Source organism: Paenibacillus sp. J31R98, from assembly GCF_056269245.1.
Map to the genome: position 1 here is coordinate 519,618 of NZ_JBWDNO010000002.1, position 24,600 is coordinate 544,217.

The 24,600-nt window shown below is 50.1% G+C and carries 24 protein-coding genes; 7 read left to right on the plus strand and 17 right to left on the minus strand.

Translation table 11 applies throughout. The features are described from left to right. The first annotated feature begins 85 nt into the window (after window positions 1-85). A complete protein-coding gene (locus AC0YNX_RS10855) occupies window positions 86-1,285 on the plus strand; it encodes a nucleoside recognition domain-containing protein (protein ID WP_475815695.1) in 1,200 nt (399 codons plus the stop codon). 17 nt (window positions 1,286-1,302) lie between these two features. Here the strand turns inward: AC0YNX_RS10855 and coaD are convergent, their stop codons facing one another. Next, window positions 1,303-1,815 carry a pantetheine-phosphate adenylyltransferase gene (gene coaD / locus AC0YNX_RS10860; RefSeq protein ID WP_475815696.1) on the minus strand — a complete coding sequence of 171 codons (513 nt, stop codon included), beginning with the start codon at window positions 1,813-1,815 and terminating at the stop codon, window positions 1,303-1,305. A gap of 29 nt (window positions 1,816-1,844) precedes the next feature. Beyond that, a complete protein-coding gene (rsmD, locus tag AC0YNX_RS10865; protein WP_475815697.1) occupies window positions 1,845-2,444 on the minus strand; it encodes a 16S rRNA (guanine(966)-N(2))-methyltransferase RsmD in 600 nt (199 codons plus the stop codon). A gap of 184 nt (window positions 2,445-2,628) precedes the next feature. Here rsmD and rocF point away from each other — a divergent pair, with 184 nt between their 5' ends. Beyond that, window positions 2,629-3,537 carry an arginase gene (rocF, locus tag AC0YNX_RS10870; protein ID WP_475815698.1) on the plus strand — a complete coding sequence of 303 codons (909 nt, stop codon included), beginning with the start codon at window positions 2,629-2,631 and terminating at the stop codon, window positions 3,535-3,537. Between the two features lie 60 nt (window positions 3,538-3,597). On the opposite strand, the gene AC0YNX_RS10875 is transcribed toward rocF, so the two are convergent. The 12 genes from AC0YNX_RS10875 to allB form a co-directional block, all read right to left on the minus strand. After that, window positions 3,598-4,563 carry an ABC transporter ATP-binding protein gene (locus tag AC0YNX_RS10875; RefSeq protein ID WP_475815699.1) on the minus strand — a complete coding sequence of 322 codons (966 nt, stop codon included), beginning with the start codon at window positions 4,561-4,563 and terminating at the stop codon, window positions 3,598-3,600. Next, window positions 4,560-5,558: an ABC transporter ATP-binding protein gene (locus AC0YNX_RS10880; protein ID WP_475815700.1), complete on the minus strand. Its 999-nt coding sequence runs from the start codon at window positions 5,556-5,558 to the stop codon at window positions 4,560-4,562. Before AC0YNX_RS10880 ends, AC0YNX_RS10875 begins: the two co-directional genes overlap by 4 nt. Before the next feature lie 21 nt (window positions 5,559-5,579). Further along, window positions 5,580-6,527 (minus strand): ABC transporter permease, encoded by a 948-nt coding sequence (locus tag AC0YNX_RS10885; protein WP_475815701.1) that lies wholly within the window; start codon window positions 6,525-6,527, stop codon window positions 5,580-5,582. After that, complete coding sequence (locus AC0YNX_RS10890; protein ID WP_475815702.1) at window positions 6,524-7,459, minus strand: ABC transporter permease; 936 nt, start codon at window positions 7,457-7,459, stop codon at window positions 6,524-6,526. The genes AC0YNX_RS10885 and AC0YNX_RS10890 overlap by 4 nt, the downstream gene beginning before the upstream one ends. A gap of 81 nt (window positions 7,460-7,540) precedes the next feature. Continuing rightward, window positions 7,541-9,178, minus strand: coding sequence for a peptide ABC transporter substrate-binding protein (locus tag AC0YNX_RS10895; RefSeq protein WP_475815703.1), 1,638 nt, complete (start codon window positions 9,176-9,178; stop codon window positions 7,541-7,543). 263 nt (window positions 9,179-9,441) lie between these two features. Beyond that, entirely contained in the window at window positions 9,442-10,584 is a 1,143-nt protein-coding gene (locus AC0YNX_RS10900; RefSeq protein WP_475815704.1) for a peptidylprolyl isomerase, read from the minus strand. A gap of 129 nt (window positions 10,585-10,713) precedes the next feature. Beyond that, the gene (locus AC0YNX_RS10905) at window positions 10,714-11,403 is read right to left on the minus strand and encodes an LrgB family protein (protein ID WP_475815705.1); all 690 of its coding nucleotides are present in this window, start codon (window positions 11,401-11,403) and stop codon (window positions 10,714-10,716) included. Next, the gene (locus AC0YNX_RS10910) at window positions 11,381-11,755 is read right to left on the minus strand and encodes a CidA/LrgA family protein (protein ID WP_475815706.1); all 375 of its coding nucleotides are present in this window, start codon (window positions 11,753-11,755) and stop codon (window positions 11,381-11,383) included. The genes AC0YNX_RS10905 and AC0YNX_RS10910 overlap by 23 nt, the downstream gene beginning before the upstream one ends. A 3-nt stretch (window positions 11,756-11,758) precedes the next feature. After that, complete coding sequence (locus AC0YNX_RS10915; protein ID WP_475815707.1) at window positions 11,759-12,715, minus strand: D-2-hydroxyacid dehydrogenase; 957 nt, start codon at window positions 12,713-12,715, stop codon at window positions 11,759-11,761. 19 nt (window positions 12,716-12,734) lie between these two features. After that, window positions 12,735-14,000 (minus strand): M20/M25/M40 family metallo-hydrolase, encoded by a 1,266-nt coding sequence (locus AC0YNX_RS10920; protein WP_475815708.1) that lies wholly within the window; start codon window positions 13,998-14,000, stop codon window positions 12,735-12,737. Between the two features lie 9 nt (window positions 14,001-14,009). Then, on the minus strand, window positions 14,010-15,293 hold the full coding sequence (locus AC0YNX_RS10925; protein ID WP_475815709.1) for a M20 family metallo-hydrolase: 1,284 nt from the start codon (window positions 15,291-15,293) through the stop codon (window positions 14,010-14,012). Further along, window positions 15,290-16,687: an allantoinase AllB gene (allB, locus tag AC0YNX_RS10930; RefSeq protein WP_475815710.1), complete on the minus strand. Its 1,398-nt coding sequence runs from the start codon at window positions 16,685-16,687 to the stop codon at window positions 15,290-15,292. Before allB ends, AC0YNX_RS10925 begins: the two co-directional genes overlap by 4 nt. Before the next feature lie 523 nt (window positions 16,688-17,210). Here allB and AC0YNX_RS10935 point away from each other — a divergent pair. Genes AC0YNX_RS10935 through AC0YNX_RS10945 form a run of 3 tightly spaced genes read left to right on the plus strand, consistent with a single transcriptional unit; the run spans window position 17,211 to window position 20,867 of the window. Beyond that, window positions 17,211-18,605, plus strand: coding sequence for a spore germination protein (locus AC0YNX_RS10935; RefSeq protein ID WP_475815711.1), 1,395 nt, complete (start codon window positions 17,211-17,213; stop codon window positions 18,603-18,605). A gap of 1 nt (window position 18,606) precedes the next feature. Continuing rightward, window positions 18,607-19,761, plus strand: coding sequence for a Ger(x)C family spore germination protein (locus tag AC0YNX_RS10940; RefSeq protein WP_475815712.1), 1,155 nt, complete (start codon window positions 18,607-18,609; stop codon window positions 19,759-19,761). Window positions 19,762-19,781: 20 nt separating this feature from the next. Further along, window positions 19,782-20,867, plus strand: a complete 1,086-nt coding sequence (locus AC0YNX_RS10945; RefSeq protein WP_475816224.1) for a GerAB/ArcD/ProY family transporter — start codon at window positions 19,782-19,784, stop codon at window positions 20,865-20,867. Here the strand turns inward: AC0YNX_RS10945 and AC0YNX_RS10950 are convergent. Next, window positions 20,855-21,628 (minus strand): Crp/Fnr family transcriptional regulator, encoded by a 774-nt coding sequence (locus AC0YNX_RS10950; protein ID WP_475815713.1) that lies wholly within the window; start codon window positions 21,626-21,628, stop codon window positions 20,855-20,857. The two genes, AC0YNX_RS10945 and AC0YNX_RS10950, sit on opposite strands and share 13 nt — an antisense overlap. Before the next feature lie 25 nt (window positions 21,629-21,653). Here AC0YNX_RS10950 and AC0YNX_RS10955 point away from each other — a divergent pair, with 25 nt between their 5' ends. Then, a complete protein-coding gene (locus AC0YNX_RS10955) occupies window positions 21,654-21,845 on the plus strand; it encodes a YgaP family membrane protein (RefSeq protein WP_475815714.1) in 192 nt (63 codons plus the stop codon). 108 nt (window positions 21,846-21,953) lie between these two features. Beyond that, window positions 21,954-22,817, plus strand: a complete 864-nt coding sequence (locus AC0YNX_RS10960) for a LysR family transcriptional regulator (protein ID WP_475815715.1) — start codon at window positions 21,954-21,956, stop codon at window positions 22,815-22,817. 157 nt (window positions 22,818-22,974) lie between these two features. On the opposite strand, the gene AC0YNX_RS10965 is transcribed toward AC0YNX_RS10960, so the two are convergent. Together AC0YNX_RS10965 and AC0YNX_RS10970 are read right to left on the minus strand one after the other, a co-directional pair. Then, entirely contained in the window at window positions 22,975-23,454 is a 480-nt protein-coding gene (locus tag AC0YNX_RS10965; protein WP_475815716.1) for a DinB family protein, read from the minus strand. A gap of 54 nt (window positions 23,455-23,508) precedes the next feature. Continuing rightward, a complete protein-coding gene (locus AC0YNX_RS10970; RefSeq protein ID WP_475815717.1) occupies window positions 23,509-24,540 on the minus strand; it encodes an NADH:flavin oxidoreductase/NADH oxidase in 1,032 nt (343 codons plus the stop codon). Window positions 24,541-24,600 lie beyond the last annotated feature (60 nt).

Here is a 24,600-nt window from a genome sequence, read left to right on the forward strand (position 1 = left end):
AGACAAGCGTAACAATATAGTGGCTCTGTTTATGATGATTTGAGAGATAATCATCCCCCACTATATCTGCAATGGAGTGAGTTTTATGACGCGCACCATTATGTATGCTTGTTTATCTATCCTGCTCGTCGCTGCCATCATCACGCGCCCGGACGACGCTTTTCAAGCTTCCTTGCAGGGATTGACCATTTGGTGGAATATCGTATTCCCTGGACTTCTTCCCTTTCTCACTTTGCTTGAACTCATGCTCACTTTCGGCGCTGTCCACGCCCTCGGCGCACTGCTCCACCCGCTCATGCGGCGGCTATTCCGCCTGCCAGGCGAATCCGGTATCGCAGTGGCGCTCGGCTGGACAGGCGGCTTCCCGCTTGGCGCAGAAGCCGTCGCGTCCCTTCGCCGCAGCAAGCTTGTGACGATTGCTGAAGGCCAGCGTCTGCTTGCGCTATCGCATATGCCCAGTCCGCTGTTTATGCTGCTCGTCGTCGGCTCCGGCTTCCTTCAACGCCCGGAGCTAGGCGTCGTGATTGCAGCAGCTGTGTGGCTCTCGGCTTTACTGACTTCGTTCCTTGCAGCACATTTCTCCCCCGCCTCTTCATCCGCTCCCGTCAAAAAAGAACCGCCGCCGCCTTCCCTGCTGCTCCGCGCCTCTTCAGCGATGCAAGCAGCCAGCAAGCGCGACGGCCGCTCATTCGGCAAAGCGCTCGGCGACGCAGTCGTCGTCTCCGTCTACAAGCTAATGGCTATCGGCGGCTTCATGATCTTCGCAGCCGTTCTCGTTCGCCTCTTGCAGCCGCTCATGCCGGAGAGGATTCCTGCCTTCTTGCTTCCCGCATTTCTGGAGAGCCACATCGGTGTCTACGCCGCGGCGAAGACGAATTTCGCCGGCGGTATCCCGTGGATTGCCGCATGCTCCGCAGCTGTGCTGAGCTGGACCGGCCTCAGCGCTCTCCTGCAAGCCGGAAGCATGCTCACCGGATCCGGTTTATCGCTCGCACGACTTGCAGCGTCGCGGCTTGTACAGAGCCTGCTCGCCTTCTTCCTCACGCTGCTCGCCTGGAAGCCTGCCGGCAAGCTGATGCAAGCCATCATCCCTTCTGCTGCCCCTGCTTTTACGCAAACAGAAAAAACAGGCGCCGCCACGGCTGCTGCGATTCGCGCTAGCGATCTGCATTCCCTGTGGCCCTATACGCCTGTTATGCTTTTCAGCTTCTTCGTCGCCGTATCTGCTCTCGTCGTAATCTCCGCAGCACTAGCCGCAGTCTCGCGACCAAAAGCGACCCGTTAAGTCCGCCACGAGCGCCGTTATGGACGGTCCGTGTACTTCTTAACGAGCTCTTCCGCCACTACAGGAGGGACGAGATCCGTCACTTTCCCTTTGAAGCGCGCAATCTCTTTTACAATGCTTGAACTTAGGTACGAGTACTTCGGATTCGTCATCATGAAGATAGTCTCAATCTCGCCATCGAGCTGATGGTTCGTTGAAGCCATCTGCAGCTCATACTCGAAATCCGTAACCGATCGAATGCCTCTGACGATGACATGCGCGTCTTTGGATCGGATGAAATTGACGAGCAGATCGCGAAAGCTATCAATCGTCACATTCGGCAGATCCTTCGTCACTTCCGCAAGCAGCTCCTTGCGCTCCTCTACCGAGAAGAGAGGGTTCTTGCTTGTGTTGTTGAGCACCGCAACGATCAAATGATCGAATTGTTTGGCAGCGCGGCGGATGATATCCAAATGTCCGTTCGTAACCGGATCGAAGCTGCCCGGATATACAGCTACTTTCTGCCCGGGTAATCTCGTTGTTGCTGTCATGTTATTAGCCTCCATATGTACAGTTGGCTTTATTCGCCATCACTTTCTTCATTCTCTTCACTTTGCTGTTCTCCATCTTGCGAGTAACGGTAGATCGTCACTGCGGTATCGCCATATTGCGAACGTTTCATCTGAACGAAGCCTTCTATCGACTCCGGGTAGATGTGCTCGGCGTCATGCTCGACGACAATTTTCGCGCGAGGCGCCAGCAAGCTTCGCTCAGCCAGCTCTCCCATTAGCGCGTCCATCTCCTTCATCCGATACGGCGGATCCAGAAAAACAAGCTCGAACCGCAGACCGCGCTTCGCCAGCGCTTTCAACGCTCGCAGCGCTTCTGTCCGGTAAATCTCCGCGTTGTCCGCTACGCGCGCAGCTTGAACATTATGTTTGATCACTTCAATGCTGCCGCCGTCGAGATCTACGAAAACCCCGCGCTCCATCCCCCTGCTCAGCGACTCAATACCCAGTCCGCCGGTACCAGCGAACAGGTCGAGCACCATACCGCCATCGAAGAACGGACCGATCATGCTGAATATGGCTTCTTTTACTTTATCGGTGGTCGGTCTTGTATTCTTGCCCGGCACCGCTTTTAAAGACCGGCCTTTCGCCGATCCTGCAATTACTCTCAAAGCTGTTCAAAGCCCCTTTCATTCCGCTTGCCTAACTCTAAACTCTAAATCATATCGTAACACAATTTCTCGTTCGTGTTAAAGGATTCACATGCTCGTTTGTCATGACCTCCCATCTTGGCGCCTATATATAAGCAAACAGATCGCAAGCCTGCAGCTTCAGGCAAAAGGAGGGAAATCCCACATGAGCAAACATCGGCAGCCGGTCACTATCCTTCGCGTACCGTTCCATCACGGAGCGAGCCGTCCCGGTGCAGACGGCGGTCCGCAAGCTGTCCTGCAGGCCGGACTACTTGAAAAGCTCAAACTGCTAAAAAGGGCTGTTACGCTGCTTCCTCCACTCGAATGGCAGAAGCTATCGAAGGATCGCCGTTCCATGGAAAGGATGCGCAACTGGGGCCGCGTACAGACGATGAACGAGGACGTTGCCGAATTGGTCCTGGGTATTGCAAAGAGCGGCGCATTTCCGCTGACGATTGGCGGTGATCATAGTATCTCAATCGGTACGATCGCTGGTCTCACTCAGCATATTCAGCAGCTCGGAGTGATCTGGATCGATGCGCATGCCGATATGAACACGCCTAAGACAACGCCATCCGGCAATTTACATGGTATGGCGCTCGCAGCCAGTCTCGGCCTTGGCGACTCGCGCTTCACGAATTTGTGCGGCGCGAACCCGAAGCTGCAATCCAAGCGCGTCGTCCTCGTCGGCAGCCGTGAGCTGGATGAAGGCGAGAAGCGGAATATATACGCCAGCGGCATCAGCTGCTTTACCATGCATGACATTGACCGGATCGGCATGGCCCGTGTCATGGAACGCGCAATCGCGATTGCCTCATATGGCTCCGAAGGCATTCATGTCAGCTTCGACATCGATAGCGTCGACCCGGGTGAAGCACCGGGAACCGGGACTCCGGTCCGGGGCGGATTGAACTACCGCGAAGCGCATCTCGCGATGGAAATGCTGTATGATTGCGGGCGAGTCACCTCCGCCGATCTTGTAGAAGTGAACCCTTCGCTTGACCCAAGCGGGAGAACAGCCAGGCTAGCCGTCGAGCTCATCGGCTCTCTCCTCGGTGAACGCATCCTCTAAACACACAAAGAAGGACGTTTCGCGTATATTCGCGAGACGTCCTTCTCTTATTCATACGAATTATGCATAATGGCAAGCAGCCCAGTGATTAGGCTCAACTTCGCGGAAGAGCGGCACTTCATTCGCACATTTCTCTGTCGCAAACGGACAGCGTGTACGGAATTGACAGCCGCTTGGCGGGTTGATCGGGCTTGGCAGATCGCCAGTCAACACGATACGTTCTTTGGATTCTTCTACATCTGGATCCGGAACCGGAATCGCAGACATAAGCGCTTTGGTGTACGGGTGCTTCGGATTTGCATAGAGCTCTTCGCTTTCTGCAAGCTCGACCATTTTACCCAAGTACATAACCGCAACGCGGTCACTGATATGCTTAACCATCGCAAGGTCATGCGCAATGAAGAGGTACGTTAGACCCAAATCACGCTGCAAATCTTGCAGCAAGTTAACCACTTGTGCCTGAATGGATACGTCAAGCGCCGAGATCGGCTCGTCACAGACGATAAACTTCGGATTAACCGCAAGCGCGCGGGCAATCCCGATCCGCTGACGCTGACCGCCGGAGAACTCATGCGGGTAACGCGTTGCATGCTCCGAACGAAGACCTACACGGTCAAGCAGACGTTCTACTTGCATTTTGCGATCTTTCGAACCATTTGCAAGGCCATGAATATCAATCGGCTCCGCGATCAGGTCTTCAACCTTCCAGCGCGGGTTGAGCGATGCATATGGATCTTGGAAGATCATTTGCATTTCGCGGCGTAGCGCCTTCAGAGTCGAGCCTTTCGCTTTGACGATGTTCTGTCCTTTGAAGCTAACAGCGCCAGCCGTTGGCTCATACAAACGAAGAATCGTTCTGCCGGCAGTAGACTTACCGCAACCGGACTCACCAACCATACCGAGCGTCTCGCCTTCACGAATGCCGAAGGAAAGATCGTTAACCGCTTTTAGAAGCTTGCCATTGCCAACGTCAAAATATTTCTTCAGCTGATCGACTTCAACCAGCACTTCGTTGTTCGTTTTCATGCGCTCTCTCCCCCTTTAAGGGCCGAGTCATGCAGCCAGCATTTCGCAGTTTGCGTTTCGCTCAGTACATAAGCCTCTGGATCGTTATCTACGCAAATACGCATTGCTTCGTCACAACGCGCGCAGAATGCGCAGCCTTTAGGCGGCGAAGACATATCCGGCGGTGTTCCGATAATCGGAACAAGCGGCTCGTCCTTCTTCTGATCCAGACGCGGAAGCGAACGCAGCAGACCTCTTGTATATGGATGCTGCGGGTTTTTGAAGATTTCTTGCTTCGTACCTGTCTCAACAACTTTACCTGCATACATAACGACAACTCGGTCACACATATCCGCTACGATACCAAGGTCATGCGTGATCAGGATAATCGACGTCCCAGTCTTCTGTTGAAGTTCTTTCATCAGCGTCATGATCTGAGCTTGGATTGTAACGTCAAGCGCTGTTGTCGGCTCGTCCGCGATGAGAAGAGACGGGTTACATGCGAGCGCAATTGCGATCATAACGCGCTGGCGCATACCGCCAGAGAATTGATGCGGATATTGTTTCACACGCTCAGCAGCGTTCGGAATACCAACTAAGTTCAACAACTCAACTGCCCGATTCGTCGCTTCAGCAGAGTTCATATTCTGGTGCTTAAGCAGCACTTCAGTAATTTGACGACCTACTGTAAGCGTAGGGTTAAGAGATGTCATTGGGTCCTGGAAGATCATCCCGATCTCCTTACCACGGATGGACTCCATTTCTTTCTCTGTTTTTGCAAGCAAATCTTCGCCCTTAAACGTAATGGAGCCTTGTTTGTACTCGCCCGGAGGCGTTGGGATCAAACGAAGAATGGATTGAGCCGTTACGCTCTTGCCGCTGCCGGACTCGCCGACAATCGCAACAGACTCGCCGCGGTTAACTTCCAAGTTAACACCGCGAACGGCCTGAACCTCTCCACCGCGCACATGAAACGAGATGTGCAAATCAGAAATATTAAGAATCGGATTGCTCATAAGCTCACTTCCCAGCGCTGTTTATTTTTTCATCTTCGGATCGAATGCATCTTGCAGACCATCACCGAAAATATTGAATGCAATCATTGTGACACAAAGCAGCGATGCCGGGATCGCCATAATCCAAGGGTACAGCGTCCATGAAGACATTGCACCGCTGATTAATGAACCAAGGGATGCATCCGGCGATTGAACGCCTAGACCCAAGAAGCTCAAGAAGGCTTCCGTAAATATAGCAGACGGTACCGAAAGCGTTACAGTAACGATGATCGGTCCGAGTGTATTCGGAATTAAGTGACGGAACAGAATACGCGAGCCACTTGCGCCCATTGATTGCGCCGCAAGCACATATTCTTGGTTCTTCAGCTGGAGAATCTGACCGCGAACGATCCAGGACATCGTAATCCAGCCTGTAATCGACAATGCCATAATGATCGTGAACAAGCCGGATCCCATGACAACGCCTAGCAAAATAACGACGAGCATGTACGGAATCGCATACAGAACTTCTGCAAACTTGTTCATCGCATTACCGAGACGCTTGCCAGCAAAGCCCATGATACCGCCGTAAGCTACACCGATGATTAAGTCGATGAGCGCAGCTGTAAAACCAACGATAAGCGAGATTTGAACGCCGCGCCATGAACGCGTGAACATATCACGGCCGAGGTTATCTGTCCCGAACCAATGCTTCCAAGATGGTGGCGCATAGGTGTTGTCCAGATCGTTCGTATACGTATTATACGGAGAAAGCATCGGACAAACAATCGCCAAAATTATGATAACAATCAGGACATACATCCCGGTCATCGCATACTTGTTCTTGCGGAGTCGCGCCCAGCTTTCCTGGAAAGTCGAGCGGCTTTCTGCCGTGATAATCTCAGCTTCTTTATGACGCTGCGGAAGTTTCTCGAAGAGGGACTTCGCGTCTACGTCGTTTTGCTGAATATCTTTCAATTGAGTGCTCATTTCTTAACGACACCTCCGCTCATTTTGATACGCGGATCAATGATAATGTAAAGAATATCTGTCACGAAGCGTGCTGCCATTAGGATGACGGCATAGAAGATCGTGATACCCATGATGAGTGTGTAATCCCGGTTCGAAATACTTTCGACGAAATATGCACCCAATCCAGGCAAACCAAAGATCTGTTCGACAACAACGGAACCTGTGATAACGTTCGCTGTCATCGGTCCAAGATAAGTGACAACCGGCAAAATACCATTACGCAAACCGTGCTGCCACAGAACAGCATGAGGCGTAAGCCCTTTTGCTTTGGCAGTTCGAATATAGTCCGAGGTCAGTACCTCGAGCATGGTTGAGCGAGTCAGTCTCGCGATGAATGCAATTGGAAGCGTTGACAGCGCTAATACCGGAAGCACGTAATCGAGCGGTCCTTCCAGCCCTGCAACGGTAAAGATTTGGAATTTAACGCCTAAGAAATATTGAACCATCGCACCGACGACGAAGCTTGGAATCGATATCCCAAGAACCGCGATAAACATAAAGAAATTATCGATAAACTTCTTATGTCTTAGTGCAGACATCATACCGAGGTAAACCCCGATAATAACGGAAACGATTATCGCAATAATACCAACCTTGAAAGATGTTGAGAATGAATCTGTGATGATGCTTGTAACCGTACGATTCGAGCTCTTCATTGATTCGCCAAGATTAAATTGAAGCAAGTTCTTCATATAAATCAAATATTGATGCCAAACCGGCTTGTCCAAACCGTAATGTGCCATAATCTGCGCCTTAATTTCAGGCGGAATTGCTTTTTCTTGCGTGAAAGGGTCCCCTGGGACAGCCTTCATCAAGAAAAAGGTCGCGGTGGCTAGAATTAGCAGCGAAACGATTATGTTGAGAAACTTACCACCTATATACCGAGCCATCCCAAGCCCTCCCCAATCATAGAGAAGGGATATATATGGGAACCATATATATCCCTATACCCCTAATTTTTCTTGTTGCTATTATTTTTCAATCGTGATGTGGCTGTAGTCGATGTTACCGGAGTAGTCAACTACATAGTTCTTAACATAAGGCTTGATCAACTGCGACGAAGTGTAGTAGTACAGCGGCATGATCGCTTGGTTGTCACCGATAAGGATCTTCTCAGCTTTAGCCATTGCGTCTACACGTTTTTGTTGATCGTTTGTGGAGTAAGCTTCTTTAACGAGTGCATCGTAGTCTGCATTCTTGAAGCCGATATCGTTGTTACCGCCTTTGGAAGTGAACATGTCGATGAACGTCATTGGGTCGTTGTAGTCAGCGCCCCAACCAGCGCGTGCAACGTCATAGTTCAAGCTTTGACGGTTTTTCAGGAAGATCTTCCATTCTTGAACTTCAGTCTTAGCAGTGATGCCAAGGTTTTCTTTCCACATGTTCGCGATTGCTTCCGCTACTTCTTTGTGAAGACCTTCGTTGAATGTGAGCGTGAACTCAGGCATCGAAGTCAAGCCTTCTTCTTGAAGACCTTCAGCAAGCAATTTCTTCGCTTCTGTAACGTCTTCTTTGAAGTAATCGTCTTTCACTTCGGAACGGTACTCGCCGTTCACGCCGTGGATACCGCCGGATACGAAACCAAATGCTGGTGTTTGACCTGCTTTAGTTACTTTGTCGATAATCTTTTGACGATCAATTGCCATCGAGAGTGCCTTACGAACTTTTACGTTGTTGAAAGGTTTCTTCTCGTTATTGAAGTTGTAGTAGTAAGTGCTTGCGATCGGTTTGATTGAAAGCTCTGGGTTTTTCTCGTTGCGGAACTTCTCAAGCTGCTCGGATGGAATCGAACCAGTTGGTGCGCCTGTCCAGTCAAGCTTGCCTGTTTTGTACATGCTAAGTTCTGTATTAGGATCTTTAACCATCGAGAACTTAACGCTTGTCAGATGGATGTCTTTCTTATCCCAGTAGTTTTCGTTAGGTACGAGTTCCAGGGAGTCGCCGTGTTTCCACGTGGACATTTTGAAAGGACCATTGGAGATGTAATCTTTTGCTTCAGCAGCCCAGTTAGCGTTTGTTTGCGCCGACTTGTGAACTGGGTAAGCAGTGAAGAATGCTGTAATGTTCAAGAAGTATGGTGTTGGGTTCTCCAACTCAACTTCAAGTGTTGAATCGTCGATTGCTTTAACACCAACTTGAGCAGGATCACTAATGTGGTTAGGATTGTTCTCTTTGATGTTATAGTTTTGTGCATTTTTAATGTAGTAAAGCTGGTAAGCATAAGGTGCTGGTGGGTTTAGGCTTGGATCCAACGTACGTTTCCAAGAATATTCAAAGTCTTTAGCTGTAACAGGGTCACCATTCGACCACTTCGCATCTTTGCGCAGGTGGAATGTGTATTTCTTGCTGTCTGCAGAAACGTCCCATTTCTCAGCTACGCCTGGAACGATGTTGCCATCTTTATCCATACGCGTCAAACCTTCGAAAAGGCCGCTCAGCACAGTAAAGGATACTTGATCCTGTGCTTGTGCTACATCGAGACTAGGCGGTTCCGTTGTCAAGTTCATACGGAACGTCTGGTCGCTGCCAGATCCGCTCTTACCACAAGCTGACAATACGCCTGTGAAGACCAGGATGAGTGAAACAAGTACTAGCAATTTCTTCTTCATTACTTGAGCCCGCCTCCATGTATTTGTTTATTTTTTTAAACCCGAAGCCAATAATACAACGAATTTAAGCATTTGTAAAACATAATTTGAACACTTGTAAAGATTTACTATCCCCTTGTGTCAGATTAGTTAACACGAATGTGACTGGGAGCATGTTCTAACCGGCATGAGAAGATTCGTATTTACGTACATTGTGCCACAAAAGAAACAACCATCACCAAGCCAAATAATGGCTGGTGATGGTTGTTAGCAGTAAAAAGGGTTTATTTTGTGCTGTTGTTTGAACTGCCGTTTGTCGCTGCCTCAGGAGCTGCCGCTTCATCTTTTTTAAGCGTGTTTGTGATTTTGGATTTGGATTTCAAATCCTCGAGCCATGTCGGAGAAAGCTCCGATACTTTTTGGCGAATCAGCGTATCCTTAATATCCGCCTTCTTCTCGTCGAGAGTCGCTTCCTTAGCTGCTTTATGATCGAATACTTTAATGATATGGTAACCAAATTGCGTTTTCACCGGAGCGCTAGTCTCGCCAACTTTAAGCGCGAATGCCGCTTTTGCAAAGTCAGGATCCATCTTGTCTGCGCTGAAGTAACCGAGGTCGCCGCCAGCATCTTTGCTGCCTGGGTCCGTCGATTTCTCTTTTGCGATCGCCGCGAAATCGCCGCCGTCTTTCAACTGCTTCTCAATCGCATCTGCTTCTTCTTTTGTCGCGACAAGAATATGTGAAGCCTTCACTTGCTCAGGCTCGTTGAATGTCGCTTTATTCTCGTCATAATATTTCTTTACGTCGTCGTCTGTTACTTTAACTTGCGGCTCAACAAGCTTCGAAATACGAAGCTGCATAGGTGTTTGAGCTTTCAGATCATCAAGCGTCATCCCTGCTTGCTGAAGCGCGGCTTCGAAGTCCGCTTCTGTAGGGAACTGCTTCTTAATCTTAGCAATTTCTGCATCAACATCTTTATCGCTGATTACAATCCCTTTTTTATCCGCTTCTTGCTTCACGAGCTCATCTTGAATAAGGTTGTCCAACGTTTGCTGGCCGCCAACCTTCGCCATTGCATCAAACAGCTGATCCTTGGTAATCGCTACGCCATTAACCGAACCAACTGCTTCCTTGCCGCCGCTGCTGCCGAATGGCGACTTCACGAGGAATACGAGAAGAATAATCGCGAGTCCGATGGAGATGTACATCCATGCTCTGCCGCCGCTTGCCGCCGGCTTCGATTCCTGGCTCTTCAATTCTTCCTCTTCATCGTGTGCGTGCGCTTCAGCCGCTGCACTCACTTCATCACGGCTATCTTCAAGATCTTCGCGCGATTCTTCCGAGAAGACTCCCTCTTGCTCTTCTTTTGGGCTTGCCTCTAACTCTTCTTTCTTATCAAACTCTTTCTCTTTCTCTTTCTCGCTCAAAATTGAAGTCTCCCTTCCAACATTTGAAATCTGCCATAGCTTTACTGTGCCACTATAACAGAAATTTAGGCATTAAACCTTAAGACAAGATGAAATATGTAAAAATAGCTCGATAAATCACACTGCTTTCTATATCAACCAAGCATGAACGGGCAGCAATAACACAGGAGTAAACACGGTACATGCAGCCATCGAAAAGCCGCTCAGTCCGCCTTGTTCCTCCGATTCGGACAGCAGCCGCGCTGAACCTATGCCATGTGCAGCCGCTCCTATCGCAATCGACGCAGCGATCTTGTCATGAACACCACATAACCGCAGAAGTGGCGGTCCCGCCACACTGCCGATTAAGCCTGTCGTCACCGTAAGCGCCGCCGTCAACTCCGGCGAACCTCCTAGCCAGCGAGACAAATCAATGGCTACTGCTGCCGTTACGGATTTCGGAAGCGCCGAGTGAAGAAATGATTCCGAGCCTCCGAATAAAAGAACCGACAATGCGTTCACAAGCAACCCGAGCAAGCTCCCTACGAAAGCGCCAAGCAGCAGCGACGGCAGCAGATGACGCAGCCTCATTGCATGTTTATACAACGGCACCGCCATCGCGACTGTAGCAGGCCCCAGGAAGTAAGTCACCAAATCTCCGCCTATCCGATACGCTTCGTACGAAATACCGCCTAACTGCAGAACCATATACACCAGGATCGGCGCAGTGATTAAAGGATGCAGCCAGGTCCATCTTCGTTTCAAGAAAAGCGCTGCGCCATATGCCGCAATCGTAAGCGTAGTGCCGAATATCGGGTCAGCAATCAGACTGTCGTTCAACCTCTCGCGCCTCCTTTCGGCGGTGCGTGATAATAAACTGTGTCGCAAGACCGGTGGACAGCAATATGACAAGCGTGCCTGCCGTTAGAGAGACAACAGCTGCAAGCCATGAGTCGCCAAGTACCTTGGCAAAGGCAGTCACTCCTGCAAGGAGCGGCACGAAGAATAGCATCATATGCTTGGTCAGGAAAGTCGCACTCTCTTCCACCCACTCTAGTTTAATGACGCGCGTGAACAGAGCTGCTGCAAGCAACAGCAGCCCGAGTACATGTGACGGCAAAGGGATCCGTGCATAAGTATGCAGCAGCCATCCCAAACCATCAAAGCCCATAATGATACCGAATCCGCGCACGATCTAGTTCACCTGATTGCGAATATCAGCGTTCAGAAACCCACGCAGATTGTTCGCTGCAATTTCCACGAGGCGACTTCGCGCTTCTACTGTCGCCCACGCAATATGCGGCGTGATGATGCAGTTCGCCGCATGCAGCAGCGGATTATCCGCAGGCGGCGGCTCAACGCTCAGCACATCAAGACCCGCTCCGGCAATACGGCCGCTATTCAGTGCTTCAGCCAAGTCTGCCTCAACGACATGACCGCCTCTCGCGGTATTAATTAAGAAAGAAGAATGCTTCATGAGACTGAGCGTATCACTGTTCACGATCCCAGTCGTGTCCGGCGTTAGCGGACTGTGAAGCGAGACAACGTCTGCCGACCTGAACAGTTCTTCCAGCGGTACGAAACGAACCGCTTCAAGCCCTGGAATGAGCTTGACTGTCCGCGTATGCACGATAACTTGCATACCGAAAGCAAGCGCAGCTCTCGCCACTTGCTGGCCAATCTGTCCGAAGCCGATGAGGCCAAGCGTCTTGCCAGAAATCTCGCGCAGCGGGCTTAGCGTGAACGAGAAATCCGGACAGGATGCCCACTGTCCGCGATGAACAGCGTCGCTATGCGCACTAGCTTGAGAGGCGTGCGCGAGCAACAGCGCAAACACAAGCTGCACGACGGAATGCGTGCTATAATCCGGCACATTCGTGACGACGATGCCGCGCTTCGCAGCGGCGGCTGTATCCACGATATTGTAGCCCGTTGCGAGTACGCCGATATATCGGAGCTGCGGCAGCTTATTGATAGCCTCCGCAGATAATGGCGTCTTGTTCGTCAACACTACTTCGGCATCCGTTGCTCGTGCGACAATATCTTCTTTGGCTGTGCGCTCATAAACAACAAGCTCACCAAGAGCGCTCACTTCATCCCAATTCAAATCACCCGGATTCAGCGTATAACCGTCCAATACTACGATTTTCACTACTTATCAGCTCCTGTCCCTAACTTTTTCCATGCGATTCGATAAGTAGATCATACAGCATAAAGGACAGGATGCGAACCGCTAATGTCAAATCATGCAGCCGCACATGTTCATCCGCCCTGTGACCGTTTGCTTCTTCAAGCGTGCGAGGACCAGCGCCGAACATCACAGTTGGAACGCCAGCCTCTGTAAAATGCCTGGCATCCGCATAAAGCGGCACGCCAACCACCGGCATTTCCCCGCCACCCATGACTGCTGACCAGTTCGATCGCAGAGCACAAAGCAGCCGCTCCGTCCCTTCCACTTCAATGAAAGGACGCGCGAGCAGGACGCGGCGTATCTGTACTTCAATCTGCGGAATACGAGTAACCGTCCTCGTAATCAAATGGAGCAATTCTTGTTCCGCAAGCTCCGGGTTCTCCTCCGGAATAATGCGTCTATCCAGCCTGATCGCGCAACGATCAGGCACGACATTCGTGTTAATGCCACCTTGAATCAACCCGACTACAAGCGTAGGAGTCTCGATGCCAATGACAGACGAGCGCCGCTCAGCCAGTTCAGCACGATAATCATACAGTACCGACAACACTTGCGTCATCGCCTCGAGGGCATCAGCACCGGTATGCGGAATCGCCGCATGAGCGGAGCGCCCCTTTAACGTTATCTCCAGATGGAGGCAGCCATTATGCGAGGTGACGGCAGCGTGCGTGAAACCAGCGACAACGGCATAATCCGGCTTGATCATCCCTTGCCGGAGAAGCCGCTTCGGACCAAGCTCGCCGCCCGTTTCCTCGTCAAATGTAATGGCGAGCGCAAGTGTGCCGCCTGAATGCTGCGACTCCAACGCACCGCTATCCCGGAGTGCCATAACCGCATATGCGTACAGGGCAATATCGGATTTGGACACAGCCGCGCCGCGACCGAACAGCTTGCCAGCTTCAATCATGCCTCCATAAGGATCGCAGCTCCAACCGTCGCCAGGCGGCACGACATCGCCATGTGCGTTTAACACAATCGTCGGCCCTTGCCCCACGCCAATCCTCGCATGTGCAATGACATTGCTAACCGCGATCATCCCTGCCGCCTGAACCTCTTCGAGCGGAACCACATCCATCTTCGGCTCGAAACCTAGAGCCGACAGCTCATCGAAGACAAGCTCCGCAATTGGCTGACAATCTCCCTTTGGATTATCAGAAGGCTTCTGCACTAGACGCTGCAGAAGCGCTACCATATCGCTCTCATGCTTCTCAATCCATGACTCTAGCTTGTTGTAGGCTGCTTTCATATGGATAATCTACCCCCATTCCTCTTCATACGCGTCCAAGTATGCAAGCTCATATAGAAGATTAATTAGACATTCTATCCCCGTACCAAGCTCTGCAGGAGGGGTATATTCAAGCGGTGAATGGCTGATGCCGCCTCGGCTCGGAACGAATACCATTGCTGCTTTGCAATGCGCGGCAAACAGCTGCGCATCATGCCCCGCTCCGCTCGCCATCCGCTTCCAACGAATACCGCTGCGCGAGCAGCCCTGCTCGATTAGAAGCCTTAGCCCCGTGTTCATTCCAGCCGACGGTTCATTCATCCACAGCTCGACGGTTATTTCAACACCGAACCGGCGCGCTTCTTGTTTAGTTAACGCTACGGCTCGGTCGTAACACGCTAGAAGCCGCTCATCTGATGGATGGCGCATATCAATCGTAAACACAACTTTACCAGGGATGACATTGGACAAATTCGGTTCGACTTGCAGCGAGCCTACCGTGAATGTCAGCGGAGCCCCTGCCTCAGATGCCATAACATTCAACACTGTGATCATCGCAGCAGACGCATGCAGCGCATCACGGCGCATATGCATCGGGGTCGTTCCCGCGTGATTCGATTCGCCGACAACGGTAATCGTCGCACGCTTCTGACCGACAATCCTGTCTACAACCCCAATCGTAGCACCTCCTTCTTCCAACACCCCTCCTTGCTCAATATGAAGCTCCACGTACGCTTCAATATCACCTCTCAGTGCAGGTACAGGTGCTACACCGGTGCCAGCAAGCAGCTTATCTACTGCATATTTCATCGCATCCGAGAGAACAACACCCTCTGATTCAGATCGCATATTCGCTGCGTGCTTTAATGAATATTTTCCATGAATAGATCCAGATCCCCAGCAAGCAAGCGGAAACCGACTCCCTTCCTCCTCGCACAGCGATACGACTTCTACGGTTCGACGAGGCGCTCCATATCGTTTCTCCAGCTCGCGCAGCGCGATCACAGCCGCAATAATCCCATATGCGCCATCATATAAGCCGCCAGAAACGACTGTATCCACATGCGAACCCGTGACTATAGCTCGCAATTCAGGGATCGTTCCCCTAAGCCTTCCATACACATTTCCAACTTCATCTACCCGAACTTCGAGCGACTCGCGCGCCAACCGCTCCGCAATCCACAGCTGAGCACCAACCCATTCCTCCGTATACAGAAGCCTTGTAACTCCTCCACGAATCGTATCAACTCCGAACAACCCTAACTCACGAAGCCAACTTTCCGCTTCCTGCCCCAACCCCTCCGCATCATTCATCGCACAGCCCTCCAAGCAGTCCGCGATTCCCCCGTCGCTTTGATGAACTGTCCGATACGGTTCGCGGCAACTCCTTGGTCAGCAGAATATACGAGCTGACCCCTGCAGAAGGTCGCCATCGCTTTGCAGCCGACCTCCCGTCCCACGAATGGGCTGTGCGGATGCAAGTAGAGCAGATCTTCTTTTTCGATTGTATAGTTTTGCTTCAGATCGAATAGGGCGAAATCTGCATCCATGCCCACTTCGAGACGACCCTTACGACCGCTGAGACCGAAGCGCTCCGCAGGCTTTCCAGCGAGCAGTTCTGCCAGTAACGTAAGCGGAATGCCCCGCTTTAAATGCCCTTCGTCGATCATGAGCTCCATCCGATGCTGCGCGCCTGATATTCCGCCCCAAGCCGCGAAGAAATCATCGCCTTCCTTGAGGGATGACTCGCAAGGAGAATGGTCCGATGCAATCATATCGATCTCGCCGCGGATGAGCGCAGCCCATAACGCTTCATTATTCGAGCTCGTGCGCAGCGGAGGCGCGCATTTGGCAACCGGACCAAGCCGAGCCAGATCTTCCACAGTCAGCAGCAGCTGGTGCGTGCATACTTCTGCCGTGACATCCATGCCGCGATGGCGAGCCTCTGTAATCTTCGAGAGCGCTGCCGCACTGCTCACATGGACAAAATGAAGCTTGCATCCTGTTTGTTCCGCGTATGCAATCGCCCGTTCAACCGCAAGCACTTCCGCAATAATAGGTCTCGAAGCGGTATAGCTGAATGCATCCGTATAGCCGTCAGCTTGCGCAATGGAAGAGAGCCGCGAAACAAGATCATTATCCTCAGCATGCAGCGCAAGAATGCCCCCAAGCCGAGCAATTTCCTTCATCCCCTCAATCAGCACCGCTTCACTCGATTCACGAAAATCATCTTCAAGCGGCATGCCAGGCGAAGACATGAACGCTTTGAACCCAATGACTCCCGCTTCCGCAAGCTCATCAAGTCGATCCACAAATCCAGGCATCAGGCCGCCCCATAACGCGTAATCAACGGAAGATTTCCCTTCCGCTGCGCCAAGCTTCTGCACGAAGGCTGAAGCAGTAACAGTTGGCGGACGTCCATTAAGCGGCATATCGAAGTAAGTTGTCGTACCGCCTGCCGCCAGCGCTGCCGAGCCTGTCTCGAACCCTTCCCAATGCCCCATGCCCGGCTCATTGAAGTGAACATGCACATCGACACCGCCAGGCATCACGGTCAGTCCTGCCGCATCAATCACTGGGCAGTTGTCATTCACCAACCTTGCCTCGATAGCAGCGATTCGCCCCTCTAACACGCCGATGTCTCGCTTCGCCACGCCTTCCGGGGTAACTGCGACCGTATTTTGGATAATGAAGTCGTAAGCCGCCATGCCAACCGCCTCCATTTCGCTTTAATGTTAGTTTTATTAACATCATATAAGCGAAATGTCGGTTTGTCATCGGATTTTCACACTATTTTCTCACAATTCAGACTATAATTAACGCGGTCACGGTAACTTGTACCACCAACACCTAACTTGTGTGATCTAGAACGACAATCAGAATGGAATAAATTTATTCTGACGTATATTATCCCCTGATGTGGGCATTCTGAAGATATCGGCGTCGCGAGATGCCGTAGACAACCGCGGAGAAGACTTACGTTTCCCCATAAGCTCTTCGTCCGGTTTCTCCTCTCCCATGAAAGGGGCCCCCGAAAGGGGGCCCCGGATTTTTTTATCCGACAATATTTAAATTGAATCTATATGAGTTTCTCAGGTATAAGGCAGACTGTATCTCACTAATGATACAGCCTGCCTTTTTTTTATTTCTGGGAGGCTCTTCTTTCTGTTGCATAACAAAGTCACAATCCGCCCACCATAAACCATGAAATTGTTGGAAGGAGTGGCGGGTATGGCACAAACCGATACTGCCAGCGAAGTAAGTACAGATATTGCAGTTAACTTTACTACGCTGCAAGCAACTTTCCATCATTGTTCGGATTTCTCCTTGCGACCTTTACGGCTCTTGGACTCTCCAGGCGTTCTAATCGCTTATATCCAAGAGTTGACGGACACGGTCAAACTTGAAGCTATCATTACAGCCGCCGTCCAGAAGAGAGATATCGAGCTATTCACGAAATATGAAGCTCTCACCAGTATGACCGAGATCGTCGCCAAAATTTTGAATGGCTATACGGCCTTCTTCTTGGAAGGTTCGCAGCATGCCTATATTGCGAATTTAGTCGATTATGAACAGCGCAGCATTACTGAGCCTTCCAATGAATCGTCCATTCGGGGCCCGCGTGAAAGCTTTACGGAAGCGTTAAGCACGAATCTCAGCATGCTGCGCCGCAAAATTAGAAATCCAAAGCTGAAGTTCGAAACGCGCCAAGGCGGAACTTTATCGCACACCGAATACATTGTTGCGTATCTAGAGGATACGGTTGATTCGAAGCTGCTCGCCGAAATTAGAAAGCGCTTGGATGCCATCCATACGGATCGGTTGTTGGATTCAGGAGAGATCGAAGAGCTCATCGAGGACAAACCGTTCTCCCTGTTCCCGCAAGTGCAGAACACGGAACGACCGGATACGGTTGCAGCCTCCTTAATGGAGGGTCGCGTTGCAATCCTTGTTGACGGTTCTCCGACTGCGTTGCTGCTCCCAATGACGTTCTGGTCCGGTTTTCAAGCAGCAGAGGATCATTACGAACGCTTCGTCTATGTCACAACTGTACGGTTATTGCGCATCCTCCTTACGATTGCGTCTGGTCTTGTTCCTTCGATCTATGTAGCTTTGACAACTTTTCATCCGCAGATGATTCCACTGAACCTGATGATGAGCATAGCAGCAGCGCGTGAAGGACTCCCCTTCCCTACTGTTATCGAAACGCTGTTGATGGAGCTCATGTTTGAAGGCTTACGGGAAGCCGGACTTCGTTTGCCCAAAGCAATCGGCTCCGCGGTCAGTATCGTAGGCGCGCTCGTAATCGGTCAAGCTGCAGTTGAGGCCGGGTTTATATCCGCTCCGGTGGTGATGATTGTCGCGGGTACCGGCATCGCTTCTTTCGCGTTCCCGAGCTACAGCTTGGCGTTGCCTTTTCGAATATTGCGATTTCCTCTGCTGATTGCTGGAGGATTTCTCGGGTTGTATGGAATTGCCATCGGGGTCAGCGTTATCGTCGCCCATCTCGTAACACTCAAATCGTTCGGAGTGCCTTATTTAAAGCCAGTCGCGCCAATCGGGCCGCGAATGTGGAAAGACACGTTCGTTCGCATGCATAAACGGTTTGCCCAGGAGAGGAATTGACATGATGATGAAGAGTGTCATCACAGTCCTGTCTATCGTCTTGTTTACCTTTCTGCTAGCTGGCTGTTGGGACCGCAACGAGATTAATGAATATGCCTTTTGGATCGGTACGGCACTAGACCTAACCGATAACGGTCAAATAAAAAATAGTGCTCAAATAGCGGTGCCTTCTCAATTCATCAGCTCCAAAGGTCAAGGAACCGGCGGGCAACGCGCAAATATCGTTATTACTGAGACCGGTCCATCGATAATAAGCTCCATGCAGAAGCTCCAAGACAAACTACCTCGCAAAATCTTTCTCGGACACCGCAGAGCCGTGTTCATTGGCGAGAACTTGGCGCGCAAGGGACTAAACGATATTATGGACCAGTTTACACGCAATCCGGATACGCGCATGAGAACGGATATTTTCGTGGTCAATGGCGGAGAGGGTAAAGACGCATTGGAGATCAACAGCCCTTTCAACCAATTCTCTGCCATTGCAGCCGTTGATCAAGACCGTTATTGCCGGCTTGGAGATACTGCTTTACGCGATTTCTTGTTAGATGCGAATAGTGAGGGAATTCGCCCGTCGATGCCGATGATTGAAATCTCCCCATCTAATCAGAATGAGGTAAACAAAGTATTTTACGTAAGATCGGTGGCAATCTTCAATAAACACATGAAGATGGTCGGGGAGATTAGGGATACCGCTTCGCTCAACTTGTTCTGGATCAAGGGAGTCATGAAAGACCAATACTTGACGATTCAAACGGATGATGGCAGCTACTCCTTCTACGAATCAAATCTAAGACGAGCGATACGCACGACAATGGAAGGCAATAAACTCAAGGTCAATATTAAACTCGTCGGATCAGGCAGATTGCTTGAAAGCACGTCCAAGCTCGATATATCTCGTGACAACTTACTAAGGAGCATTGAACACAAGCTGAACGCTATCAAGAAACAAGAAATCGAATCAGATATCCAATCCATACAACGCAATTATGGGCAGGACGTCTTCGGTATTGGTGAAGCGGTCCACCGAGAACATCCCCTGCGATGGTCGGGAATGAAAGACCGTTGGGATGAGATCTTTCCCACGTTGGATGTAACTGTCGAAGTGGATTTGCATATCCAAAGCCTTGGGAAAGTCGGCAAACCCCTTCCGCTTTAGAGGAGACGATAGGTCTGAAAATATCGAATTGGCAGTTGTTTTGGATCATTCTTACGCTTGAAATTTCGATGAGCATGTGGCTGACCATATCGCCGGTCATCCAAACCGCGAAGCAGGATGCATGGTTATCGCTCATCGTGGCGGGTATTATCGGACTGGTAGTAACCTTAGTCATTATTAAGATCTGCCAGCAGCACCAATCGCAAAGCTTGATCGAGCTCAGTCAGACGTTATTCGGCAAATGGGTCGGCAAAGCGATAAGCGTTGTCTATGTCGGGACCTGGTACGCGGTTGCGTCCAATATCCTCCGTATCTTCGCCGAGTTCATTCAACAAACGCTATTCCATAATACGCCGTATTGGATCGTATCAGTATGTATGGTAGCAGCCATCACATTCATTACTTACATAGGGAGCATCGAAGCGATCGGCCGATTTAATGAGATGGCGGGACCACTGCTTCTGATTAGCATCGTGATTACATTGCTATTCAACGTGCCTAACCTGCATCCATCACTGCTCCTACCGGTCTATTACGATTCCGGGACCCCATCCATTCTGAAGGGGTCGCTGTCAAACGCGTCGTTCCTTGGCGAATCGATCCTTCTTATGATGTTGAACCCCTTCTTAGCTAAACCGCAACAAGCGCTGAGGCCAGTACTGTTAGCCATCCTCATTCCTTCCATGTTAACGGTATTGACAGCAGCCATGGTGGTCGCGACTTTCGGGAATGTAATTGGAGGGTCTATTTATTTCCCTTATTTCAGCATGGTCCGATTTATCAATATGCTCGGCTTCATCCAGAACATGGACGTATGGATCGTCTTCATCTGGATATTCAGTGTATATGTGAAGCTAGCCGTGTATCTATTTGTCAATAGCTATGGGACAGCTCAGTTACTCGGAATAAAGAAGTGGCGGCGAATGATCTTCTTCACATCTCCCGCTATCTTCGTCCTTTCCGTTCTTCCGAGGAATCTAATCGTTGCCTTGGATTTCAAGAATGAAGTATGGCTGGTCTATGTATTTCCCATTCTCATAGTAGGGATTCCGATCATTATGTTGATTACGGGAACAGTTCGCGGAAGACTTGCTCATTCGAGATAACGAGCAAGTGCATTTCGGTCTCGAATAATGATCATCCCTCTCGAAAGCTCGATGAGATTTTCCTTCTCGAGCTCTTTTAACGTTCTGCTTATCACTTCGCGCGCCGTCCCCAGTTCAACGGCCAATCGGTCATGCGTAATTGCCAAACTTTCGTGACTGCCTGATTGTTTGGCCATTCGCAATAGAAACTCCGAAATCCTCCCTCGAATAGATGTCAGATTGAGTCTATCCAGCAGATTCGACATATTCACTATGCGTTTGGCCAAAGAGAGAAAAATAAACCGACGGAAATTCTGATACCGGTCCATCCAATCCCGAAAAATGCCCACTGGAATCGCCAGCACCAAGCCGCTCGTTTCAACGCTCGCAGATGCTTCATATTCCGACTCGCCTAATATGCTTGCAGTCATCAATGGGCAACATTCACCGCCATGAATCCTGTACATCGTAATTTCTCTGCCGCTGGCACCAATTTTGTACATGCGGACCGTGCCGTCCAATATCATCATTGCGTACTCCAGAAACTGTCCTTCTTCAATAATGTAATTGGGCTCCATCTTCAAGACTTTAATCCCGTCTTGATTCCAATCCAGCTCCGTAATGTCCGCCAAGCTAGGAAATGATGCAATGATTAATGATAACTGCTCAGGCTGTATCAATTCGTTCAGCTCCTCTACCTCGATTTTTTGCAGCCGTTCTGTGATGAAGTCACGGAATCGCGATTCGCTTCTTGTTATGATAATCCCCGTTGGACCAAACAAAACTTCAATGGGAGCTGATCACGTCGTGAAAAATGTTGGCGGTGCAGATAAAACAATTCGAATCATTCTAGGTGTATTGCTTCTTACTTTGTTCTATTTTCCGGATGGATATTGGAAGTTGCTCGGTTTAGGCAGTCTCCCCTTCTTCATTACTGCATTTGCACAGCGTTGCGGAATCAATAAATTACTTGGCCGCAACACATGCAGAATTCGATAAGGTTATTAAGGATGTACTTGGACACACTACCATCATAATAATAAGCTGCGGGCTGTCTCATTTCCATTGATGCAGTCCGTTTCTATGTTTCAAAGGAGTGGCATCCAGATGAAAACGGAATCGTTAGAAGCCTTTCTCCAAACGGCGGAGCTGTGCAGTTTGACGAAGGCGAGCGAGATGCTGCATATTAGTCAGCCAGCGCTTAGCAAGCAAATCCGCGGCTTGGAGGATGAGCTCGGAACTCAATTATTGCTTCGTTCATCCACCGGCGTATCGTTAACGTCATCCGGGCAAATCTTGTTTGAACGAAGCAAACGGATCCTGGAGGAAGTGAGTGCCCTCAAGAGGGAGATCGCCCTTAACGACGGCACGAAGGTACAGCTGAATATCGGATCCTGGCCAAGCATAGCAACGGTTTACTTGCCTTCTCACATCGCGAGAAATAAGCAGAAGGACGTCCTTTCTGAATATAAGATCAGAGTGTTCTACAGTTATTATGATTTGTTGAAGAACTTAGAGAATGGGTCCATCGATGCCGCTTTATTTGATGACAGAGGCATATCTCATTCCTATTGCTCATCACCCGTGTTCACGGAGAAGTTCTTGCTATTCGTGAATCGACATCACCCCATCTTCGGCGGTCGGGAAGAAGTAACCTTCCAGGAGATTGAAGACGAACCTCTCGTGATGCTGCCTGAAGGATGCGATATTCGGATGCTGGTGGAGAATGCGTTCTCTGCAAGAGGAAAGAAGCTCCAAATCTCCTTCGAGATTGAGCTTGGGCAAAGCATTCTTGGCTTTATCGGGTCGAATCTGGGGATTGCCATTCTGCCTGAAATTTTCGTTGGCCAGACAAGCGGAGAGGTTACAGCCATTCCGATTTCGGATCTCAATCTCGTGCGGCAGATTTCGCTCCTTACACGCGAAGACGCTGTGGATCGACTATTGTTAGCGTTGTTCCATACATATTAATTCTGTCCTGCTTCATGCCACCACCCATTCCCAGAATTCCGCTTTTATTTTGGCTGGAATTCTCTTACCTTATTCAGGAAACAGCCAGAAGCGCTGCTCGCGGATCTCGGCAGCGCTTCTGGCTTGATAGGATGAATAAGTTCCCCGAGTTATTCCTTTATACGCTTAAGTCCACATAGAATGGCGGTGTTACGCCAAGCATACGGGCATATACGAATAGCTGTCCTTTATGATGCGCCTCATGGCCCACAAGACGGTGGAGAATCTCAATGACAGGTTCCGTCACTTTCAAGCCCTCAACCGTTGCGATCTGTTGCAGGTCCGATTCCGTAAAGGATGCCAGTCTGCGCTCATGTTCATCCGTTAACTGTTTCAGAAGCTCGCGAGCTTCGGTTAACGTCGCTGGAACCGGCGGAATTTTCATATCTCTCTTCTCAATTGCGGAGAAGAAGAAGTCCGGCGTCCAGGCAAGATGGTGGAGCAGTTCAATTGTAGTCATTCCGCCATCCCACGGGCGATAAGACCCGCTTGACTCAGGCATCAGCTCAACCAGTTCGAGCAGAGCATTACGGTTCATTTTCCAACGTTTCACCACTTGCTGTGCAGAAGTAAGCTCTTTAATCATTGTCGTTGTCATTATCATGACCTCCAATTGTTTAGTTGTTAGGTTATCTATACGAATGAATAGGAATTACTTCATTCCGAATCCAAGACCGTACACGCCTGGATATTGAATTTCTTTAGCTAGTTTGGCAGCAGCATCAAGTGTCCAATATGGGTTTCTTAACATACCGCGTCCAACAGCCACCAGCTCCGCATCTTCATTCCCAACGACAGCATTGGCAAGTGCAGCATCGTCCAACCGCCCAACGGCAATAACAGGCACGTTCAAGGCCTGTTTGATTTCTCTAGCCATCGGCACTTGATAAGCGACATGGGTTCCCGGCCTTCCGTGCGCAAGAATAGGTCCTTCCCCTCCGGAGCTGACATGGAACATATCGACTCCTGCGTCACGATAGGCTTTGGAGAAAGCGATGCTCTCTTCCAGACCATAGCCGCCATCGACATACTCTCTAGCGGAAATACGCATAATAAGAGGCATCGAGTCAGTAATAACGCTTTTTACCGCTTGAACGACTTCCCGGCCAAACAAAGTCAAATCTTGACCGTACTCGTCGGTACGTTTATTCGTATATGCCGACTGGAACTGATGAATGAGATAGCCATGAGCTCCATGTATTTCAATGGTATCGAAGCCTGCTTTAACGGCGCGCTCTGCTGCCAAACGAAATTTCTCTACCATTTGCTTTGCTTCTTCCGTGGTCAGCGCACGCGGCGTCTTCGATTTCTCGTCATAAGGTATTGCTGACGGCGCGACAGGAGTTTCAGCGTCTTCTGCTTTGCGTCCCGCATGGGCGATTTGAATGCCTGCCTTAGCTCCGTTCTGATGAATGGCATCGACGATGCGCTTCAAAGGTGCAATCTGATCGTCGGACCAAAGCCCAAGGTCATAGTCGGTAATCCGGCCATCGGGATCAATATCAGTCATCTCGATAATGATGAGACTTGCGCCTCCGATCGCGCGGCTGACATAGTGGTTATAATGCCAATCGTTTGCGATTCCATCCTTAGCCTTGACGGCATATTGGCACATCGGCGGCATAACGACCCTGTTCTTAAGCTCAAGACCTTTTATCTGAAACGGTGTAAACAAATGATCCACGGTATCTGCTCCTTACAATAAGTTAATCAGTGAGTAGACGGGAAGAACGGTTTGTTCCGC

Bases quoted from the DNA above. Each gene is read 5' to 3' on its own strand.
- allB (WP_475815710.1), bottom strand. From the start codon at position 16,687: ATGGCGGCTTACGACTTCATTATCCAAAATACGGTCGCAGTTACCCCG.
- AC0YNX_RS10875 (WP_475815699.1), bottom strand. From the start codon at position 4,563: ATGAAAACGAACAACGAAGTGCTGGTTGAAGTCGATCAGCTGAAGAAA.
- AC0YNX_RS10890 (WP_475815702.1), bottom strand. From the start codon at position 7,459: ATGGCTCGGTATATAGGTGGTAAGTTTCTCAACATAATCGTTTCGCTG.
- AC0YNX_RS10965 (WP_475815716.1), bottom strand. From the start codon at position 23,454: ATGACAACGACAATGATTAAAGAGCTTACTTCTGCACAGCAAGTGGTG.
- AC0YNX_RS10885 (WP_475815701.1), bottom strand. From the start codon at position 6,527: ATGAGCACTCAATTGAAAGATATTCAGCAAAACGACGTAGACGCGAAG.
- AC0YNX_RS10880 (WP_475815700.1), bottom strand. From the start codon at position 5,558: ATGAGCAATCCGATTCTTAATATTTCTGATTTGCACATCTCGTTTCAT.
- AC0YNX_RS10960 (WP_475815715.1), top strand. From the start codon at position 21,954: ATGAAAACGGAATCGTTAGAAGCCTTTCTCCAAACGGCGGAGCTGTGC.
- AC0YNX_RS10920 (WP_475815708.1), bottom strand. From the start codon at position 14,000: ATGAAAGCAGCCTACAACAAGCTAGAGTCATGGATTGAGAAGCATGAG.
- AC0YNX_RS10925 (WP_475815709.1), bottom strand. From the start codon at position 15,293: ATGAATGATGCGGAGGGGTTGGGGCAGGAAGCGGAAAGTTGGCTTCGT.
- AC0YNX_RS10855 (WP_475815695.1), top strand. From the start codon at position 86: ATGACGCGCACCATTATGTATGCTTGTTTATCTATCCTGCTCGTCGCT.
- AC0YNX_RS10940 (WP_475815712.1), top strand. From the start codon at position 18,607: ATGATGATGAAGAGTGTCATCACAGTCCTGTCTATCGTCTTGTTTACC.
- AC0YNX_RS10895 (WP_475815703.1), bottom strand. From the start codon at position 9,178: ATGAAGAAGAAATTGCTAGTACTTGTTTCACTCATCCTGGTCTTCACA.
- AC0YNX_RS10935 (WP_475815711.1), top strand. From the start codon at position 17,211: ATGGCACAAACCGATACTGCCAGCGAAGTAAGTACAGATATTGCAGTT.
- rocF (WP_475815698.1), top strand. From the start codon at position 2,629: ATGAGCAAACATCGGCAGCCGGTCACTATCCTTCGCGTACCGTTCCAT.
- coaD (WP_475815696.1), bottom strand. From the start codon at position 1,815: ATGACAGCAACAACGAGATTACCCGGGCAGAAAGTAGCTGTATATCCG.